The following is an 18,366-nucleotide window of genomic DNA, read 5'->3' as shown; positions in this document are numbered from 1 at the left end:
ACATGACGGATAACACGTTGATTCGCTTATCGGGTGTGATGAAAAAAACCGGCCTCAGGAAATCGTGGATTTACCTGCTGATGAAGCAGGGGGACTTCCCTCAGACGGTCAAAATCGGCGCTCGCTCGGTAGCGTGGGTGGAAAGTGAGGTGAATGACTGGATCGCGGCGCGTATCAGCCAGCGCGGGGAGGTTAAACCATGATGCATTGTTATTTTTTTCTGGCGGGCAATTTACGATATACTGCTGATGCTGCGGCAAAATCCGTAGCCGGAATTGGCGTTCCGACACTTACCACGTTGCCTAAAAGACACGGATTTATTACGTGTCTTTTATTAGGCGATGCCTGCGCATACCTGTCAATGGTGGCTCAGGCGGGGGCTCCGCAAGGAGCGCCGGGCTACGTGGTAACCGGTTACGCCAACCCCGTCTGGGCTACCACCATAGAGGTTGGCGTCTCAGGTGGTAGTGATACCCTGCTTACCACGGAGGCTGCCTTATGGCTACGATCCTTCCCTTTCTCTACCCGCAATCTTTCTTTTTTTCTGCGGGGGTACACCATGTATGACCCCACTCCTCTGACGTTAGAAGAACTCGTCGACCACTGTCGGGCGCTGGCCTACGCTATCATTGAACTCGACAACGCGCTCGCGAAAGAGCTGCTGATATTTATCCTGTGGGAGCGTCTGAACCAGTTGAATGACGCGCTGCAAGCGGAGGTGGCTGACGATGAGTAAATTCGTTTCAGACATTACCGCACAGTCGCGCCACCGCTGGCGTACCATTCTGTCCGCACTGGCGATTCCGATGCCTTCCGGCGGTAAACATGGCGCTTGTCCTGCCTGCGGCGGCAAAGATCGCTTCCGCTTTGACGACAAGGAAGGACGGGGAACGTGGTTTTGCAATCAATGCGGTCATGGTGATGGCCTTGATCTGGTCGCACGGGTGAAAAACTGTGACCTGTCAGATGCCGCAAAACAGGTGGCCGCGCTGACACTCCCTGCCTCAACTGCGCCAGCCAGGGAAAAAGCCACTGAGCGCCCACCGCTGGCCGATAAAATCAAGCAGATGCTGACCCATTCAAGGAACGGCGAAAGCGCCTACCTGAAAGCAAAAGGATTCTCTATCGTCCATGCCCGCCTGACTGCACAGCAAAAAATGCACATCGGCGGCGTGCTGTTTGATGAGGGAAGCCTGCTGCTGAAATTGCATCGCGTTTCCGGTGAACTGATCGGCGCACAGTTGATTAACGACGACGGAGAAAAACGCCTACTGCCCGGTTCGCAGTTGAAAGGCGCTTTCATTGCGGTGCATTACCCGAAAGAGCCGGACACCATTGTGATCACCGAAGGATACGCCACCGGCCTGACCATCAGCCAGATCACCACGGCGGCGGTGGTCGCTGCGGTGTCGGCCAATAACCTGATGAACGTCGCCCAAGCGCTGCGTGGCTGGTATCCCGATGCCACTATTATTCTGGCGGGCGATCATGACCTGCATGCCGACGGTTCAACCAATATCGGTAAGGAACAGGCTGAAAAAGCCGCGCTCGCGGTGGACGGCTGGGTGTCGTTACCGCCCACCACAACGCTCTGTGACTGGGATGATTACCGTCAGCAATACGGGCTTGAGGCCACCAAATCCGCGTTCAACAAACAACGCTATCAGCCCGACACGATGTATACCCCGTTAGTCCGCACCGATTCCGCTACACCGGCCTTCAACACAGCCTTACCCCTGCGTAAAGGCTCTGACGGTTTTGATACGCGGCAGGACTACCTGATTAAAGGCTATCTGCCGAGTTCATCCGTCGCCAGCGCTTACGGTGCCAGTGGCTCGTATAAGTCTTTTCTGGCGGTATCGTGGGGATGCCATATCGCCACCGGCAAACCGTGGGCAGGCAAGCCGGTGACACAGGGTGCGGTGATTTATGTTGTTGGTGAAGGTGGGATTGGCGTTCCCCGCCGTATCCGGGCATGGGAGCAGACGCTTAACGGCGGTAGCCCGATTGATGCACTGTATCGTGTCGATTGCCCGATTTTTCCGGCCAGTCCGGAGAGCGTGCAACAGGTGATACGTGCCGCCCGCGATGTGAAAGTCGCCTCCGGTATGCCAGTTCGCCTGATTATTCTGGATACGCTCGCCCGCTGTTTTGGCGGTTCGGATGAGAACGCGGCTAAAGATATGGGCGCATTCATTCAGGGATGTGACGCGATTAAAGCAGCGACACAGGCGACGGTGCTGATTATTCATCATTCCGGTAAAGATCAGGATAAAGGGGCGCGGGGCTCCAGCGCCTTTCGTGCCGCGCTGGACGTAGAATTTAACGTCAGGCGTGAAGGTGAAGGCGGCGCCTTGATCCTCAGTTGCACCAAGATGAAGGATGCGGAAGAACCACCGCGTCGTGCCTATGACCTGAATGCCGTCGATCTGTACGTGGATGATGATGGCGACCAGATCACCTCGCTGGTGCTGAACGATGAAGGCCGTGAAGTCAGAGAGGATGAGGCTGCCAGCGATCCCGATTTAGCCGGTATCCCACGGCTGACGGAAAATCATTTTGCGCTGTGGCAGGCTATTCGCTCACGCACAGCCAACGGTGAAGGCTGCACCCGCTCATTGGTGCGTGACGACATGCGGGCAATGGGCTTTGATGTGAACAAGAAGTTTACCCGCTGGCTGGACAAGCTGGAAAAGGATGGCCTGATCGCCTTTGAGGGGGAGCGGATTACGCCGCTATCACAACGGAATAAGGTGGGGGATTAAACGGGGGAAAGTGGGGGCGAACGGATAAGAAGTCCTTCTATCCGGCATTTTCCCCCACTTCCCACGCATATATAGGCGCGAAATGGGGGAATAACTTAACTCACTAATAAGTAATCATTTTTAATTTAGTCATGAAAATCAGGTGGGGGAAGCCGTGATCCTTGAGTAAGTGGGGGCAAGGTGGGGGATGGCTCTCTGTTCCCGATCGAGTGAGTCATGGAAAAATTACCTACATAAGAAAGATGAGCGCCAGCCCCTCCCAAAAAAGGGCTGGCGCGGTGTGATGGATTCCTCCGTATGGTCATAGATATTTTTAGCGTTTTGTTAACGTAAATTTCTTGTCATCCCTTTCATGCTGGAGACGGGTACAATGGCCTTTACCGCTTTAGTCCATAAGCATGTATCGAAAAAAATTGCGGGTATGGAAAGAAAGATTAAATAAAATTTTTATTATTTATCAATAAGTTAACTAATTTATGCTGCTAATTATCGATAACTACGATTCCTTTACCTACAACCTTTACCAATACTTTTGTGAGCTTGGCGCGCAGGTTGTGGTGAAGCGTAATGATGAACTCACGCTGCGTGAGATTGAACGGCTTGCGCCTGAGAGATTGGTCATTTCCCCTGGCCCCTGTACGCCGGATGAGGCGGGCATTTCACTGGCGGCTATCCGTCACTTCGCCGATAAATTACCGATTCTGGGCGTGTGCCTTGGCCATCAGGCGATGGGGCAGGCGTTCGGCGCGCGCGTGGTGCGGGCACGGCAGGTCATGCACGGGAAAACGTCTGCGATTGCGCATAGCAATACAGGTGTTTTCACGGGGCTAGCTCTGCCTTTGAAGGTTACTCGCTACCATTCACTCATCATTGATTCTTCCTCGCTACCCGATTGCTTTGAAGTCACGGCCTGGAGCGAACATGAAGGTCAGCGTGACGAGATTATGGGGATCCGCCATCGCTCGCTTCCGCTGGAAGGTGTGCAGTTTCATCCTGAAAGCATCCTCAGCCAGCAAGGGCATCAACTTTTGGATAATTTCCTTAAAATTTAGTGAGATAGAAAGTTATTCTCTCCAGTGGCCGATTTAATATTGCCTGTAATTGATTTTTTATGCATATTTATTGACTATATTTTCATTCTAACGTGATGGATAGCAGAGTGAGGCAGCAAATGGCAGCAGAGCAGAAAGCAGTGACACGGGATACTCACGATAAAGTGATTTTGCCGGTTTATGCACCCGCGAAGTTTGTACCAGTGAAAGGTAAAGGGAGCCGCGTCTGGGATCAGGACGGCCGTGAGTATATTGATTTCTCCGGTGGCATTGCGGTTACGGCACTGGGTCATTGCCATCCTGCGCTGGTGAACGCATTGCAGCAGCAGGGTGAAAAGCTGTGGCACACCAGCAATATTTTCACCAACGAGCCTGCGCTACGCCTCGCCAGTAAATTGATTGATGCCACTTTTGCCGATCGCGTGTTTTTTGTTAACTCCGGCGCTGAAGCTAACGAAGCGGCGTTTAAGTTGGCACGTCACTATGCGGTTAAACGTCATAGCCCGTATAAAACCAAGATCATCGCCTTCTACAATGCGTTCCACGGCCGGACGTTGTTTACCGTTTCGGTTGGTGGACAGCCTAAGTATGCCGATGGTTTCGGGCCTAAGCCTGCGGATATTGTCCATGTTCCTTTCAACGATCTGGCTGCGGTCAAAGCGGTGATGGACGATCACACTTGTGCTGTCGTGCTGGAGCCGATTCAGGGCGAGGGCGGCATTACACCGGCTACGCCTGAGTTTTTGCAAGGCGTTCGCGAGCTGTGCAATCAACACAAGGCGCTGCTGGTATTTGATGAAGTGCAGAGTGGGATGGGGCGTACCGGTAAATTATTCAGCTATATGCATTACGGTATTACGCCGGATATTCTCACCACTGCTAAAGCGCTGGGCGGCGGTTTCCCGATTAGTGCGATGCTGACGACGGAAGAGATCGCATCGGCCATGACGGTTGGGGTACACGGCACCACCTATGGCGGCAACCCGTTGGCTTGTGCGGTGGCGGAAGCTGCGCTGGATATCATCAATACGCCGGAAGTGCTGTCAGGCGTCGCGGATCGGCACGATCGCTTTGTCAGTGAACTGGAGAAAGTCAACCAGCAGTACGGCGTATTCGAGCAGGTTCGCGGCATGGGGCTCCTGCTGGGGGCAGAACTAAAACCGCAGTGGCATGGCCGCGCGGGTGAGTTTTTGGCTGCTGCAACGGCTCAGGGTCTGATGGTGCTGATGGCAGGGCCGAACGTCATCCGCTTTGTGCCGTCTTTGATCATTGATGAGGATGACATTGCGCAGGGGATGGAGAAGTTCGCCAACGCCGTCGCACAGGTTGTTAATGCAGCAAATTGATTACTCACTGAAAACGGTGTGATAGGAAAACTTAGAGAACGTTTTTCAACGCCGCTTGCGGCGGTCCGAAGGGTGGCGAGCAGGAAGCTCGCCATAAAAAAAGCGTGAGGCCGAGGCTTCACGCTTTTTTGTGGGTAGGGTACAGCGACAGGGATTTAGCGAGTGCCGTAAACGACAATCGTTTTACCGTGTGCCGAGATCAGGTTCTGGTCTTCTAACATTTTCAGAATGCGGCCCACGGTTTCACGCGAGCAGCCAACGATTTGCCCAATTTCCTGACGGGTAATTTTTATTTGCATGCCATCTGGATGCGTCATGGCATCAGGTTGTTTGGCCAGGTTGAGTAGAGTTTGAGCAATACGACCGGTCACATCAAGGAAGGCGAGGTTGCCGACTTTCTCTGAAGTCACCTGGAGTCTGCTTGCCATTTGCGCAGACAGACGCATGAGGATATCTGGGTTAACCTGAATGAGCTGGCGGAATTTTTTATAGGAAATTTCAGCCACTTCACAGGCGGTTTTTGCCCGCACCCAAGCGCTGCGTTCCTGACCTTCTTCAAACAGGCCGAGCTCGCCGATAAAATCGCCCTGATTGAGGTAGGAAAGGATCATTTCCTTGCCTTCTTCATCTTTGATTAGCACTGCGACAGAGCCTTTCACGATGTAGTAAAGCGTTTCTGCTTTTTCACCTTGGTGAATAAGCGTGCTCTTCGATGGATACTTGTGGATATGACAATGGGAAAGGAACCATTCGAGAGTTGGGTCTGTTTGCGGTTTGCCGAGAACCATTCGCTATCATCCTCTGTTGTAATTCACTGCGCAAATTACAGGGGTCAGAGTTCCCTGTACGGCGTGTTTAACTGCTCAAAAAAATAAAATTCAGTCTAGGCAGAATGACGTCAGGGAATATACTGGAACCACTGTACCCTTGATTTTCCGGTTGCTGCCTTGCCGCACCGTAAACGTGGCTGGGGTATGTCCGGCTACGTCATCATCTTCTTCGTTTCTGGGTTTGTCCAGAAAAGGTCTATTCTGTTTTCGTTTTAACACAGCTTTAAGGACGTGTCTTGTGTTGTCTCGCTTCAGCATGACAAAGCTCTGATTAACGCTGGTTTTTGTACAGTAACGGTATAAATTTTCAAAAAATTTTTAGTGGAGAGGCACCATGCAGGCACGGGTAAAATGGGTTGAAGGCTTAACGTTTTTGGGCGAATCCGCGTCAGGGCACCAGATATTGATGGACGGCAATTCCGGCGATAAAGCGCCCAGCCCGATGGAAATGGTGTTGATGTCTGTGGGGGGATGCAGCGCGATTGATGTGGTTTCGATTCTGCAAAAAGGCCGCAACGATGTGGCGGGCTGTGAAGTGAAACTGACGTCAGAGCGCCGGTCTGAAGCGCCGCGCTTATTTACCCATATCAATCTGCATTTTATCGTGACGGGGAAAGGGCTGACCGACAAAGCCGTTGAACGAGCTGTCGCCCTGTCGGCGGAAAAATACTGCTCTGTGGCATTGATGCTGGGCAAAGCCGTTGAGGTGACGCACAGCCACGAAATTAGAGTGTTGGGTTGATCCCTTCTTCTGGGCACGGTTCTGCCGTGCCCAGTCTGGCTTATTCGATGGTTTTCCCTTCCATTAACCGCTGCACCAGCGGTGCCATGATGAGCTCCATCGCCAGCCCCATTTTCCCGCCGGGAACGACCAACGTGTTGATGTGGGAGATAAACGATCCCTGCAACATGGCCAGCAGATAGGGATAATCAATATTATCCAACCCCTGAAAGTGAATGACGACGAAGCTTTCATCCAGTGAGGGAATCGACTTGGCAGCAAACGGGTTGGAGGTGTCCACGGTGGGCACACGCTGGAAGTTGATGTGCGTACGGGAGAACTGCGGGGTGATGTAGGTGATGTAGTCTTCCATCGAACGGACGACGGAATCCATCACCGCTTCACGCGAGTGACCACGTTCATTGACATCACGAATCAGCTTTTGGATCCATTCCAGGTTGACAATCGGCACCACGCCGACGAGCAAATCGACATGCTGTGCCACGTCGTTTTGGTCGGTGACGACGCCGCCGTGCAGCCCTTCATAAAACAGGATATCGGTGGGTTCCGGCATCGGCTCCCACGGTGTGAAGGTTCCGGGAACCTGATTGTAGGGAATGGCTTCATCGTAGGTATGCAGATATTTACGCGTCTGGCCGCGTCCGTGCAGACCGTATTCGATAAACGACTGTTCCAGCAGGCTGAAGTCATTTGCTTCAGGACCGAAGTAGCTGATGTGGCGCCCTAAATCACGCGCTTTGCGAATGGCCATATCCATTTCCGGGCGGGTATAGCGATGAAAACTGTCCCCTTCCAACTGGGCGGCGCGCAGGTCAAACTGTTGAAAAATCTTACGGAAGGCCAGACTGGTTGTTGTCGTTCCCGCCCCGCTGGAGCCGGTAACTGCAATAATCGGATGCTGATGTGACATAAGGCGCGTAACTCCGTGATCGCGATACACGCATCGGCTGAGAGCCCGCGCGCATCCTCAAAAATGACCTAAGTTTTTATCATTGTTAGCATGTTTGGCGTATTCTTTCACGCCTTTCGGCATGCTCAATAAGGGGCATGTCCTCCTTCATTGAACTGGCCGCGCGGCATAATATTGAGGGTCTCATGTAACTCTGACCACACCAACACCACCTCGCCCGATTTGAGCTGTTTGCGGATATCTTCCACTTTCTGCGCCAGCGACCGCTCCTGTTCGCCGTAATCGGTGCCTTCCCGCAGGACGAAAGATTCGATGATGTTATCCAGCGTTTCTGGATCGAGCTGTTGCCAGGGAATAATCACGCTATTCCTCCTGAATAAAAAGTTTCTGCATAAAAAGTGCCTGAAGAGTCGCTGGCGTGGTCCAAAAACGGGCTAAGCCAGCTGGGAATGCGTTGTTCCAGCCACATCTCCGGTTTCAGCAACGTTCCACCGACGAAGCCGACATGCCCGCCGTGTTCTGTTAGCTGATATTCAATATTAGACGGTAACTGTGACAGATCGGGAATCACCTCTGACGTCATGAAAGGATCGTCCTTCGCATGGATGATGAGCAGCGGTTTGCGAATCTGAGGCAACAGCGGCAGGGCGCTACAGCGTTGATAGTAGTCGGCGGCATCGCGGAAGCCGTGGACACGTGAAGTAATGACGTCATCAAACTCTCGCAGTTGGCGAATTTGCTTCAACTGCGGTAACTGAATCGGCAGCGTGTCCGGGTAGGCCGCCAGCTTGCGGCCGGCGTTTTGCTTCAGCAGGCGCAGCAGGTAGTGCTGGTAGACACGGGAGAAGCCTTGTTCCATTCGACGGCTACAGGGTTCGAGCATCAATGGTGCGGAGACAACCACGGCAGCCGACAAAGAACAGGCTTCGCCCTGCTGGGCAAGCAGGTAGGCCAGCATGTTGCCGCCGAGCGAAACGCCGATGGCGGCGGTAGGCACCTCGCCCAGCGTTTCTTGCATCCAGTGCAGAAAATAGCTGGCATCACTGGTTTCACCAGAGTGGTAAATACGTTTCATCCGGTTGGGCTTACCGCTGCATCCGCGAAAATGCATGATGACGGCCAGCCAGCCGCGTTGTTTACAGGCATGCAGCAGACCGTGGGCATAGGGGCTATGAAAGCTGCCTTCCAACCCGTGAAACAGCACCACTCGCGGTTTGTGCCGAGCCTGTTCGGGCGCTTCGCTCCACGCCAGGTCGACGAAATCGCCGTCGGGTAATTCGAGCGATTGCCAGACGGGTGAAAACTGTACGCGACGGCGAATCAGACGCGGGAGTAGCGTTTGCAGATGCGGGTTATGGGCACCGCTCAGCGGATGAAAATGGTCATACATAAAGGATATGGAAATCTTATTGTCGGCTCTTGTACGATCAATATCACACTGTTAGCTTCAATGCTGCCAGTTGGTACGATATTTGGGTCAGGAGCGCCCACAAATAATGGAACTGAGTTTATTTCTGTCGATGTTAGGGTTTTTGTGGGTCGCGGCCATCACGCCGGGTCCGAATAATATGCTGTTGACCACCTCGGGCGCGAATTTTGGCTTTATGCGTTCACTGTGGCTGATGATTGGCATCATGCTGGGTATGCAAAGCATTCTGCTGCTGGTGGCATTCGGTGTCGGTGGGCTGATTCTGATTTATCCTTCCTTGCACGTTATCCTGAAAGTCCTTGGTAGCGCCTATCTGCTCTGGCTAGCGTGGAAAATCGCCACGGCAGCTTATGAACGGCTGGAAACGTCCGTTGCTCCACCGCAGCCGATCCGGCTTTATCAGGGGTGGTTGCTGCAATTCCTGAACCCGAAAGCGTGGCTCATGGCGCTGGGCGCGGTTGCCAGCTTTAGTCTGGCGGGGGAAGGCTATAATCAGTCAGTGATCGCGATAAGCATCGGGATTGTGCTGGTCAATCTGGTGTCCGGCGTCATCTGGCTCGGGTTCGGCACGATGATTGGGCGACTGCTACGCAGTAAGAAAGCGTGGATTATCTTTAATGTGTCAATGGGCCTGCTGACCGCCGCCTGCGTGCTGCTTATTTGGCATTAAGGCTGCGTTGATAACGTCGCGAGCGGTTTTCCGCTCGCTATGCCTCTTAAAATACAAATCTTAAAGCGAATCGCTCTGCATCATTTTCTCTAGCTGTTCCTGCGCATCCAGCCAGGACAGCTCCGTTTCTTCCAGCTCGATTTTGACTTTGGTTTGCTGTTGCAGGCAGTCGGTGAGTTCGGCCTTGCGGCTGATGTCGTAGATTGCGCTGTCCGCTAGTCGGGCTTCAAGCGCTGCCAGCGTTTCACCCAGCTTTTCCATCTGCTGTTCAAGCTTAGCGATCTGTTTACGCAGCGGCTGGGTTTGCGTTCTCAACTCAGCTTCACGGCGTTTCTGATCTTTTCTGCCCTGCGCGCTGTTGGCGGCATTCTCCTTTGGCGTTTCAGCCGCCGCATTTTCCTGACGTTGCAGGCCAACCAGCCACTGTTGGTAATCTTCCAAATCGCCGTCGAACGGTTCGACTTTCTGGTCGTGTACCAAATAGAGATCGTCCGTGGTTGAACGGATCAGGTGCCTGTCGTGCGAAACGACAACCAACGCGCCTTCAAAATCGATTAACGCCTCGGTCAACGCCTGACGCATATCCAGATCGAGGTGGTTGGTCGGTTCGTCGAGCAGCAGGAGATTCGGACGCTGCCAGACGATCAGCGCCAGTACCAGACGGGCTTTTTCGCCGCCGGAGAAACGTTCGGTGATCTCTGTGACCTTATCGCCCTGAAAGCCGAAGCCGCCGAGGTAGTCGCGTAGCTGCTGTTCCGTTTCCCGCTCTGCCAGACGCACCAGATGTTGTAAAGGCGACTCGTCCGCACGCAAAAACTCTAACTGATGCTGGGCGAAGTAACCGAGCTTCACGCCTTTCGCCAGCCCGATTTCCCCTTTGAGTGGGGCAAGTGTGCCAGCAAGCAGCTTGATCAGCGTGGATTTACCCGCGCCGTTATGGCCGAGCAGCCCGATGCGGGAACCCGGCACTAAATTAAGTTTGATCGATTCGAGAATCAGCTTGTCGCCATAGCCCGCGCTGACCTTTTCCATCTTCATTAATGGATTAGGCAACGATTCCGGGGCGCGAAAGCTGAAGCGGAAGGGGTTATCGACATGCGCGGGGGCAATCAGCTCCATGCGTTCCAGCATTTTTATCCGGCTTTGTGCCTGCTTGGCTTTGGTCGCTTTCGCGCGGAAGCGGTCAATATAGTGTTGCAGATGCGCGACGCGCTCCTGCTGATGTTCATAGAGCGACTGCTGCTGTGCAAGACGGGTGGCACGCTGGCGTTCAAACGAGGAGTAGTTGCCGGTGTACTCGTTGAGCGACTGCTGTTCGATATGCAGAATTTTGGTCACCACCGGATCGAGGAAATCGCGGTCGTGCGAGATAAGAACCAGCGTGCCTGTGTAGTTTTTCAGCCACTTTTCCAGCCAGATGACGGCATCCAGATCGAGGTGGTTGGTGGGTTCATCCAGCAGCAGCAGGTCTGAACGACAGATCAGCGCCTGTGCCAGATTCAGACGCATCCGCCAGCCGCCGGAAAAAGCGCTGACAGGCTGCTGTAACTGTGATTGAGAAAACCCTAGCCCATTGAGCAGGCTGGAGGCTCTGGCCTGAATCGTCCAGGCCTGAATCGCATCCAGCTTGCCGTGTAGCGTGGCAATGGCGTTGCCGTCGTTCTCTTCGTTGGCGGTCTGCAACGCGGCTTCCAGTTGGCGGAACTCGCGGTCGCCGTCAATCACGTAGTCCAGCGCGGGTTTGTCCAATGCCGGTGTTTCCTGGTTGACCCAGGCCAGCGACCAGTTTTGCGGGAATGTCGCGCTGCCGCCGTCGGCGCTGATTTCACCTTTCAGTAAGGACAGCAGGGTAGATTTACCACAGCCGTTCTTGCCAACCAGACCGACTTTCTGGCCGGGATTAACCGTTGCTGTCGCGTTGTCGATCAGAACGCGCACACCACGTCGAATTTGCAGCGAAGAGAAAACAATCATAAAGCGCCGTCTGTTCAGAGTATGTTAAATTATGGACATATCAGGACACGCGGTGTCCTGTTTTTAGTCGTTGCGCTGCATGGTAACGGAAAACGATTATTATGACGACGCTTTGGAGGGGAATGATGTCGCAGCCACCGAAGATTTTGCTGCTGTATGCCCATCCGGAACCACAGGACTCGGTGGCAAACCGGGTCTTATTGCAACCGGCGCAGCAGTTGGCGAATGTAACCGTGCACGATCTTTACGCACACTATCCTGATTTTTTTATCGATATTCATCATGAACAACAGCTGCTGCGTGAGCATCAGGTCATTGTTTTCCAACATCCATTTTATACCTACAGCTGTCCGGCTTTGCTGAAAGAGTGGCTCGATAGAGTGCTATCCCGCGGTTTTGCCAACGGGATTGGCGGTAATGCGCTGGCGGGGAAATACTGGCGCTCGGTGATTACGACCGGTGAGCCGGAAGATGCCTACCATCCTGACGGGAATAATCGTTACTCGATGGAAGAGTTGCTCCGTCCGTTTGAGCTGACGGCGGCAATGTGCCGTATGCATTGGATGCCCCCTATGATTGTTTACTGGGCGCGTCGTTTACAGCCTGATGTGTTATCGAGTCAAGCCAGAGCTTATGGTGAATGGCTAGCCTCCCCTTTACCTGAAGAGGAACGCTAATATGGAGAGTTCTGCGCTACTGACCGCCGGAGTCTTGTTTTTGTTTGTGGCGGTCGTAGCCGTACCAATTGCGGCTCGATTAGGCATTGGTGCCGTATTGGGCTATTTGATCGCCGGGATCGCTATTGGCCCCTGGGGACTCGGCTTTATCCGTGATGTGGACGCTATTCTGCACTTCTCGGAGCTGGGTGTCGTTTTCCTGATGTTCATCATCGGTCTGGAATTGAATCCCTCCAAGCTGTGGACGCTGCGTCGCTCGATCTTTGGCGTTGGCGCGGCTCAGGTTGGCCTGAGTACGCTACTTTTAGGCGGCGCCTTGTATCTGACTGACTTTTCGTGGCAGTCCGCGCTGATTGGCGGCGTCGGGCTGGCGATGTCGTCGACGGCCATGGCGCTACAGCTGATGCGCGAAAAGGGCATGAACCGTAGCGAGTCCGGGCAACTGGGGTTCTCTGTCCTGCTGTTTCAGGATCTCGCGGTAATTCCTGCATTGGCGTTGATTCCGATTCTGGCGGGTGTGCAGGGCGATTTCGGGGATTGGGAACGGATTGGTCTGAAGGTCGCTGCGTTTCTCGGTATGTTAATCGGTGGCCGCTATCTGGTGCGTCCGCTGTTCCGCTTTATCGCGGCATCTGGCGTGCGCGAGGTGTTTACTGCCGCCGCGCTGTTGCTGGTGCTTGGCTCGGCGCTGTTTATGGAAACGCTGGGGCTTTCCATGGCGCTAGGGACGTTTATCGCCGGTATTTTGCTGGCGGAAAGCGAGTATAGGCATGAGCTGGAAATTGCCATCGAACCGTTCAAAGGCTTGTTGCTGGGCCTGTTCTTTATCTCGGTGGGGATGGCGCTGAATCTCGGCATCCTCTACACCCACATCGTGAAGATTATGATTGCGGTGATGGTGCTGGTGGCAGTGAAAGCGGCTGTACTCTATTTCCTTGCGCGGGTTAACCGGATGCGCCGCTCCGAGCGCTTGCAGTTTGCCGGCGTGCTGAGTCAGGGCGGCGAATTTGCGTTCGTCCTGTTCTCCGCTGCGGCGTCATTCAACGTCTTGAAAGGCGAACAGCTGCCGCTGTTGCTAGTGACGGTGACCTTATCGATGATGACGACGCCGCTGCTGATGCAGGTGATCGACCGCATTCTGGCGCGTCGTTATAACGTGCAGGATGTACCGGATGAGAAACCGTATGTCGAGGATGACGAGCCACAGGTGATTGTGGTGGGGTTCGGCCGTTTCGGGCAGGTGATCAGCCGTTTGCTCATGGCGAACAAAATGCGGATTACGGTTTTGGAACGTGACATCAGCGCCGTGAGCCTGATGCGCAGCTATGGCTATAAGGTTTACTATGGCGATGCCACCGAGCTGGAACTGCTGCGTTCGGCGGGCGCGGATAAAGCGCGCTCAATCGTGATTACCTGTAATGCGCCGGAAGATACGATGGAGATTGTGCATCTCTGTCAGCAGCATTTTCCGAATCTGGAAATTCTGGCGCGGGCGCGCGGACGTGTTGAAGCTCATGAGCTGTTGCAGACGGGTGTAAGACATTTTTCGCGTGAAACCTTTTCCAGCGCGTTAGAGTTGGGGCGAAAAACGCTGGTGACATTGGGTATGCACCCCCATCAGGCGATGCGTGCGCAACAGCACTTCCGCCGTCTGGATATGCGTATGCTGCGTGAGCTGATGCCGCAGCTGACGGGAGATGTCGCACAAATTTCCCGTGTGAAAGAAGCGCGACGCGAACTGGAGGATATTTTCCAGCGAGAAATGCAGCGTGAGCGTCGTCGGCCTAGTGTGTGGGATGAGGATGACGAGTAAGCACCAATAACGCCTAGTAGAGTAGGTTCTAGATTTCAGAATCTAGATTTTAGGGCGGAGATGAATGGGAGTTATCATGCGTAAACGCTTTATTGCAGGAGCCGTGTGCCCGACGTGTCAGGCGCAGGACACACTGGCAGTTGGACGAGAGGATGACGTTGAGGTGGTGGTGTGCGTGAAGTGCGGATATCGCCAGAGTCAGACTGATGAACCCGTTGCGGCAGCCACGCCGCAGGCTAACGAGATTATCGGGATCTTCCGGCCTGAATGAGGGATGAATGCCGTGATGGCATTGTCGCCAACCGTTGACGTTTTTTGATTCCGGACGGTACATAGGGACATTTTTCAGCTACAATTTGCGCCAGTTTGATTTCCAACGGTAGGAGATATCATGAAAGTAGCAAAAGATCTGGTGGTCAGCCTGGCCTATCAGGTACGTACAGAAGACGGTGTGTTGGTTGATGAGTCTCCGGTGAGCGCGCCGTTGGACTATCTGCATGGTCACGGTTCCCTGATTTCTGGTCTGGAAAAAGCGTTGGAAGGCCGTGAAGCGGGTGAGAAGTTCGATGTGAACATCGGTTCCAACGACGCTTACGGCAACTATGATGAGAATCTGGTTCAGCGCGTACCGAAAGATGTCTTTATGGGCGTTGACGAGTTGCAGGTTGGCATGCGTTTCCTGGCTGAGACCGATCAGGGTCCAGTACCGGTTGAAATCACCGAAGTTGAAGACGACCACGTTGTGGTCGACGGCAACCACATGCTGGCAGGCCAGAACCTGAGCTTCAACGTTGAAGTTGTCGCTATCCGCGAAGCAACGGAAGAAGAGCTGGCGCACGGTCACGTTCACGGTGAGCACGATCATGAGCACGGCGACGGCTGCTGTGGCGGTCATGGCCACGATCACGAGCACGACCATGGTCACCAGCACGGTAAAGGCGGCTGCGGCGGCCACGGTGGATGCGGCTGCCACTAATTAGTCGTAGCGCATAAAAACCTCAGGTTGATGATTATCACCTGAGGTTTTTTTATATCTGACTTGTTTTGAGCGCCGATATCACGGGCGCAGATCTCAATAATGCGGCGGCGGCGTTTCTTCCGACTGGGGAGCAACGAGCGACGTTTGCTGGTTGCGAACCCTGTCGGTGAGTAGACGCACGTGTTCGCGCAGGCGGCTAATTTCCCGCTCGTGTTGAATAACCGTTTGGTTAAGCTCTTCTATGGTGACTTCCTGAAAAGCCTGTCGGCTTTCCAGCTGTTCGAGCCGTTCTTCAAGTGCTGATGGTGACATCGGTATTCCCCTTACTTCTTGTTACCCGCGAGTTTGTCAGAAAGCGGAAACTTCTGGTAGTAAAAACGGTCGCAGTAGGGCGCAATGAACCTTCCAAAGTGGGGCATATTGTTGCCAGATGGCCTTAGGACGACACAAATGATGCCGGAAAAGCTTCCTGACGTTTTTTATCAAAGGATTGTCGAGTGCATCGTTGTGTTGTCTTCGTCCGCACAGTTATAGTAGGCGCGAATGTATTTTAATGATGGCTGGGGCGCGTCGCTCCAGATGCTGGAGAAATGGATGAAATCACTGTTTAAAGTAACGCTGTTAGCAACAACGATGGCTCTGGCTCTGAACGCAGGCCAGGTTCTGGCGGCAGACAAGGCGCAGGCGTCTGACAATACTGCGGCAGCAAAATTCAAGAACGATGAGCAGGCAGCGGCTTATGCGTTAGGTGCATCTTTAGGGCGTTATATGGATAATTCCCTGAAAGAACAAGAAAAATTAGGTATTAAGCTGGATAAAGAACAGCTGATTGCCGGCGTGCAGGATGCGTTTGCTGACAAGAGCAAGCTGACTGACGAAGAAATCGAGAAAACGCTGCAAGGTTTTGAAGGCAAAGTAAAAGCTGCCGCTGAAGCCAAAATGAAGCAAGATGCGAAAGATAACGCGGACAAAGGCGCCAAGTATCTTGAGTCCTTCGCGAAAGAAAAAGGCGTGAAGAAAACCGCATCTGGCCTTCTGTATCAGGTTGAGAAAGAAGGTAGCGGCAATGCGCCGAAAGACAGCGATACCGTGGTGGTTAACTACAAAGGTACGCTGGTTGACGGTAGCGAGTTCGATAACTCCTACAAACGTGGCGAGCCGCTTTCTTTCCGTCTGGACGGTGTGATTCCTGGCTGGACCGAAGGCCTGAAACACGTTAAGAAAGGCGGCAAAATCAAGCTGGCTATCCCACCTGCACTGGCCTATGGCGAAAATGGCGTGCCTGGTATCCCGGCTAACTCTACGCTGGTGTTCGACGTTGAACTGCTGGACATTAAATCCGACGCTGATCTGAAAGCAGCGGATGATGCGAAAGCTGAAAAACCAGCAGCAGAAGAAAAAGCCGCTAAATAAGCATCGCGATAACGATGATATAACCGCAGGTTTCGGCCTGCGGTTTTTTTTGCTTTAAGCGATTGTCTGCGGCCTCATCCTTTTTCCCGCAAATGCCTTTTAATGGCGTTCACCTTCAGCCTGATTGATATTTTCCCGTTGGCCGGGACGTCATCACTCATTCACTTTCTGCCATTGTTCATCGGCACAGCGCACGTAGCACCTTCGCTAATACCTTGACGGCAATCTCCAGTTCATGAGGCTCATGGGCGGCAAACCCCATGAGGAAGCCGGCTTGATGCTGACCCGACGACGCATACAGTGCTGTCAGCCCGAGCAGGTCGATGCCGGCCCGACGTGCAGATTCCACCGCATCGTGTTCCGGGATGTCACGGATGAAGAGGCAGGGCATCTGCATGCCTCCGGCTGGCACCCGCGGTTCCACGAAGTCAGCCAGATGATGGCGCACCAGCCGTGCCAGCTCATCGCGGCGTTCTGCATAAACGGCGCGCATTGTGCGTACATAGGCACCGAAGTGTCCCCCTTCGATAAAACGGGCCAGCGTGAGCTGTGGAATGGGGGCACTGTGTCCATCCATCAGAGTACGAGCCACGGTCATCGGGGCAACCAACTGCGGCGGCAGAACCATGTAACCGATGCGCAGGCCGGGAAACAGCGATTTGGTGAAGGTGCCGATGTAGATGGTTCGATCGTGCGGGTCGAGCCCCTGTACACAGGCGGTAGGTTTGCCCACATAGTGGAACTCGCTGTCGTAGTCGTCTTCAATAATCCAGCTCTGGTGCTGCCAGGCCCATTCGATAACGGCCAGACGCCGATCCAGCGCCAGCGTGGCTCCGGTTGGAAACTGGTGTGAGGGCGTCAGGAACACCGCTTTAGCGGGCGTATTATTCGCATGACTTGCCTCAAGCAGGTATTCGACCTGCAAACCATCGGCATCTAATGGGATGGGCACGCACGCGAGTCCGGCCGCCTCGAATGCCTTGCGTGCGCCGTGGTACACGGGATCTTCAAGGCAGATCCGATCGCCTGCATCCAGCAGGACATTCGCGCACAGGGTTAGCGCTTGCTGGGAACTGGTTAGTACCAATACGCGATCGGGCGTGGCGCGAGCGCCCCGTTCGAGATTGACATAATCTGCGATGGCGCGCCTCAGTGCTTCCATGCCCTGCGGCGGACTGTGTAACAGCGCCCGTGTGCCATATTCTTTTAGCACCTGCCTCTCCAGCCGTTCCCACGTCTGGAGGGGAAAACTGCGTGTTTCCGGCACGCCGGGCGCGAACGCGCGCGGGATGATGAAATCACGTACCCCACCATTCTGGAACATGGCGCTACCGCGTTGGCTGAGGCGTAGTTCTGCTTTGCTGTCTCCCGTTTTCCGCGCTTTGCCGCGCCCCGGTAGACGCTTTGCCCGCTCTGACACGAAGCTGCCACTGCCAACACGACGTTCGATAAATCCTTCCGCATGCAGCTGGCTGTAAGCCGATTCGACCGTATCGCGCGACACTCCCAGTGATGTCGCCAGCGCGCGTGAGGCGGGTAAGGATTTGCCCACATCAAGAGCGCCATCGAGGATTAATTGGCGAATCGCCCGCTGGATGCGGGCGTGCAGGGGGAGGGCACCTTGCGCAGGATCGCTAATCCAGGCTTTGACTGATTCAAGCTGGGCGTGTTTGAACAATTGGTCTGCCTCTTGTCATAAAAATGGTGGGGAACATCCGGCTATTTTAAGTCTATAAATGCGTTTCACAATCCATTCATTCTCTTCG

At 53.9% G+C, this 18,366-nt stretch carries 19 protein-coding genes and 1 pseudogene; 13 read left to right on the top strand and 7 right to left on the bottom strand.

Annotation, left to right across the window (positions count from 1 at the left end; translation table 11 throughout):
• Nucleotides 1–2: 2 nt before the first annotated feature.
• From NAL19_RS19270 to NAL19_RS19240, 6 genes and pseudogenes are all read left to right on the top strand, one after another.
• Nucleotides 3–203, top strand: a complete 201-nt coding sequence (locus NAL19_RS19270) for a helix-turn-helix transcriptional regulator (protein ID WP_205539472.1) — start codon at nt 3–5, stop codon at nt 201–203.
• Nucleotides 200–736, top strand: a complete 537-nt coding sequence (locus tag NAL19_RS21885) for an ash family protein (RefSeq protein WP_411561406.1) — start codon at nt 200–202, stop codon at nt 734–736. Before NAL19_RS19270 ends, NAL19_RS21885 begins: the two co-directional genes overlap by 4 nt.
• Nucleotides 699–1,565: pseudogene (locus NAL19_RS19255) on the top strand (primase-helicase zinc-binding domain-containing protein); the annotation flags it as partial. The gene NAL19_RS21885 and the pseudogene NAL19_RS19255, both read left to right, overlap by 38 nt.
• 111 nt (nt 1,566–1,676) lie before the next feature.
• Nucleotides 1,677–2,765, top strand: coding sequence for a helicase RepA family protein (locus tag NAL19_RS19250; RefSeq protein WP_233970897.1), 1,089 nt, complete (start codon nt 1,677–1,679; stop codon nt 2,763–2,765).
• Nucleotides 2,766–3,241: 476 nt separating this feature from the next.
• Complete coding sequence (locus NAL19_RS19245) at nt 3,242–3,817, top strand: aminodeoxychorismate synthase component II (RefSeq protein ID WP_263058168.1); 576 nt, start codon at nt 3,242–3,244, stop codon at nt 3,815–3,817.
• Nucleotides 3,818–3,936: 119 nt separating this feature from the next.
• On the top strand, nt 3,937–5,163 hold the full coding sequence (locus tag NAL19_RS19240; RefSeq protein ID WP_263058167.1) for an aspartate aminotransferase family protein: 1,227 nt from the start codon (nt 3,937–3,939) through the stop codon (nt 5,161–5,163).
• A gap of 155 nt (nt 5,164–5,318) precedes the next feature.
• On the opposite strand, the gene crp is transcribed toward NAL19_RS19240, so the two are convergent.
• Nucleotides 5,319–5,951 (bottom strand): cAMP-activated global transcriptional regulator CRP, encoded by a 633-nt coding sequence (gene crp, locus NAL19_RS19235; RefSeq protein WP_004090925.1) that lies wholly within the window; start codon nt 5,949–5,951, stop codon nt 5,319–5,321.
• A gap of 376 nt (nt 5,952–6,327) precedes the next feature.
• On the opposite strand from crp, the gene NAL19_RS19230 reads away from it, so the two are divergent.
• A complete protein-coding gene (locus NAL19_RS19230; RefSeq protein ID WP_225086003.1) occupies nt 6,328–6,735 on the top strand; it encodes an OsmC family protein in 408 nt (135 codons plus the stop codon).
• A 40-nt stretch (nt 6,736–6,775) separates the two neighbouring features.
• Here the strand turns inward: NAL19_RS19230 and NAL19_RS19225 are convergent, their stop codons facing one another.
• From NAL19_RS19225 to NAL19_RS19215, 3 genes are all read right to left on the bottom strand, one after another.
• Complete coding sequence (locus NAL19_RS19225; protein WP_225086002.1) at nt 6,776–7,645, bottom strand: phosphoribulokinase; 870 nt, start codon at nt 7,643–7,645, stop codon at nt 6,776–6,778.
• Nucleotides 7,646–7,770: 125 nt separating this feature from the next.
• Nucleotides 7,771–8,007, bottom strand: a complete 237-nt coding sequence (locus NAL19_RS19220; protein WP_263058166.1) for a YheU family protein — start codon at nt 8,005–8,007, stop codon at nt 7,771–7,773.
• Nucleotides 8,004–9,035, bottom strand: coding sequence for a hydrolase (locus tag NAL19_RS19215; protein ID WP_263058165.1), 1,032 nt, complete (start codon nt 9,033–9,035; stop codon nt 8,004–8,006). The genes NAL19_RS19220 and NAL19_RS19215 overlap by 4 nt, the downstream gene beginning before the upstream one ends.
• Before the next feature lie 106 nt (nt 9,036–9,141).
• Here NAL19_RS19215 and NAL19_RS19210 point away from each other — a divergent pair, with 106 nt between their 5' ends.
• Nucleotides 9,142–9,744, top strand: coding sequence for a LysE family translocator (locus NAL19_RS19210; RefSeq protein WP_205550048.1), 603 nt, complete (start codon nt 9,142–9,144; stop codon nt 9,742–9,744).
• 60 nt (nt 9,745–9,804) lie between these two features.
• On the opposite strand, the gene NAL19_RS19205 is transcribed toward NAL19_RS19210, so the two are convergent.
• Entirely contained in the window at nt 9,805–11,718 is a 1,914-nt protein-coding gene (locus tag NAL19_RS19205; protein WP_263058164.1) for an ABC transporter ATP-binding protein, read from the bottom strand.
• 125 nt (nt 11,719–11,843) lie between these two features.
• Between NAL19_RS19205 and kefG the strand changes: the two genes are divergently transcribed.
• The 4 genes from kefG (at nt 11,844) to slyD (ending at nt 15,184) form a co-directional block, all read left to right on the top strand.
• On the top strand, nt 11,844–12,395 hold the full coding sequence (gene kefG / locus NAL19_RS19200) for a glutathione-regulated potassium-efflux system ancillary protein KefG (RefSeq protein WP_263059754.1): 552 nt from the start codon (nt 11,844–11,846) through the stop codon (nt 12,393–12,395).
• 1 nt (nt 12,396) lies between these two features.
• Nucleotides 12,397–14,208, top strand: coding sequence for a glutathione-regulated potassium-efflux system protein KefB (gene kefB, locus NAL19_RS19195; protein ID WP_225085998.1), 1,812 nt, complete (start codon nt 12,397–12,399; stop codon nt 14,206–14,208).
• Between the two features lie 76 nt (nt 14,209–14,284).
• Nucleotides 14,285–14,479 (top strand): YheV family putative zinc ribbon protein, encoded by a 195-nt coding sequence (locus NAL19_RS19190; RefSeq protein WP_225085997.1) that lies wholly within the window; start codon nt 14,285–14,287, stop codon nt 14,477–14,479.
• Between the two features lie 120 nt (nt 14,480–14,599).
• Entirely contained in the window at nt 14,600–15,184 is a 585-nt protein-coding gene (gene slyD / locus NAL19_RS19185; protein ID WP_263058163.1) for a peptidylprolyl isomerase, read from the top strand.
• Nucleotides 15,185–15,280: 96 nt separating this feature from the next.
• On the opposite strand, the gene NAL19_RS19180 is transcribed toward slyD, so the two are convergent.
• Entirely contained in the window at nt 15,281–15,499 is a 219-nt protein-coding gene (locus tag NAL19_RS19180; RefSeq protein ID WP_015841942.1) for a protein SlyX, read from the bottom strand.
• 282 nt (nt 15,500–15,781) lie between these two features.
• Between NAL19_RS19180 and fkpA the strand changes: the two genes are divergently transcribed.
• Complete coding sequence (fkpA, locus tag NAL19_RS19175) at nt 15,782–16,600, top strand: FKBP-type peptidyl-prolyl cis-trans isomerase (protein ID WP_225085996.1); 819 nt, start codon at nt 15,782–15,784, stop codon at nt 16,598–16,600.
• A 178-nt stretch (nt 16,601–16,778) separates the two neighbouring features.
• On the opposite strand, the gene NAL19_RS19170 is transcribed toward fkpA, so the two are convergent.
• A complete protein-coding gene (locus tag NAL19_RS19170; protein ID WP_263058162.1) occupies nt 16,779–18,278 on the bottom strand; it encodes a PLP-dependent aminotransferase family protein in 1,500 nt (499 codons plus the stop codon).
• Nucleotides 18,279–18,366: the final 88 nt, after the last annotated feature.

It is taken from the genome of Pectobacterium sp. F1-1 (genome assembly GCF_025643735.1).
GTDB lineage: Bacteria > Pseudomonadota > Gammaproteobacteria > Enterobacterales > Enterobacteriaceae > Pectobacterium > Pectobacterium colocasium.
Note: the sequence above shows the minus strand (reverse complement) of the source record. Positions and strands in the feature narration are given on the sequence as shown.

Excerpts from the sequence above, each read along its gene's own strand:
- NAL19_RS19270 (WP_205539472.1), top strand. The coding sequence starts at position 3 with ATGACGGATAACACGTTGATTCGCTTATCGGGTGTGATGAAAAAAACC.
- NAL19_RS21885 (WP_411561406.1), top strand. The coding sequence starts at position 200 with ATGATGCATTGTTATTTTTTTCTGGCGGGCAATTTACGATATACTGCT.
- NAL19_RS19250 (WP_233970897.1), top strand. The coding sequence starts at position 1,677 with ATGTATACCCCGTTAGTCCGCACCGATTCCGCTACACCGGCCTTCAAC.
- NAL19_RS19245 (WP_263058168.1), top strand. The coding sequence starts at position 3,242 with ATGCTGCTAATTATCGATAACTACGATTCCTTTACCTACAACCTTTAC.
- NAL19_RS19240 (WP_263058167.1), top strand. The coding sequence starts at position 3,937 with ATGGCAGCAGAGCAGAAAGCAGTGACACGGGATACTCACGATAAAGTG.
- crp (WP_004090925.1), bottom strand. The coding sequence starts at position 5,951 with ATGGTTCTCGGCAAACCGCAAACAGACCCAACTCTCGAATGGTTCCTT.
- NAL19_RS19230 (WP_225086003.1), top strand. The coding sequence starts at position 6,328 with ATGCAGGCACGGGTAAAATGGGTTGAAGGCTTAACGTTTTTGGGCGAA.
- NAL19_RS19225 (WP_225086002.1), bottom strand. The coding sequence starts at position 7,645 with ATGTCACATCAGCATCCGATTATTGCAGTTACCGGCTCCAGCGGGGCG.
- NAL19_RS19215 (WP_263058165.1), bottom strand. The coding sequence starts at position 9,035 with ATGTATGACCATTTTCATCCGCTGAGCGGTGCCCATAACCCGCATCTG.
- NAL19_RS19210 (WP_205550048.1), top strand. The coding sequence starts at position 9,142 with ATGGAACTGAGTTTATTTCTGTCGATGTTAGGGTTTTTGTGGGTCGCG.
- NAL19_RS19205 (WP_263058164.1), bottom strand. The coding sequence starts at position 11,718 with ATGATTGTTTTCTCTTCGCTGCAAATTCGACGTGGTGTGCGCGTTCTG.
- kefG (WP_263059754.1), top strand. The coding sequence starts at position 11,844 with ATGTCGCAGCCACCGAAGATTTTGCTGCTGTATGCCCATCCGGAACCA.
- kefB (WP_225085998.1), top strand. The coding sequence starts at position 12,397 with ATGGAGAGTTCTGCGCTACTGACCGCCGGAGTCTTGTTTTTGTTTGTG.
- NAL19_RS19190 (WP_225085997.1), top strand. The coding sequence starts at position 14,285 with ATGCGTAAACGCTTTATTGCAGGAGCCGTGTGCCCGACGTGTCAGGCG.
- slyD (WP_263058163.1), top strand. The coding sequence starts at position 14,600 with ATGAAAGTAGCAAAAGATCTGGTGGTCAGCCTGGCCTATCAGGTACGT.
- NAL19_RS19180 (WP_015841942.1), bottom strand. The coding sequence starts at position 15,499 with ATGTCACCATCAGCACTTGAAGAACGGCTCGAACAGCTGGAAAGCCGA.
- fkpA (WP_225085996.1), top strand. The coding sequence starts at position 15,782 with ATGAAATCACTGTTTAAAGTAACGCTGTTAGCAACAACGATGGCTCTG.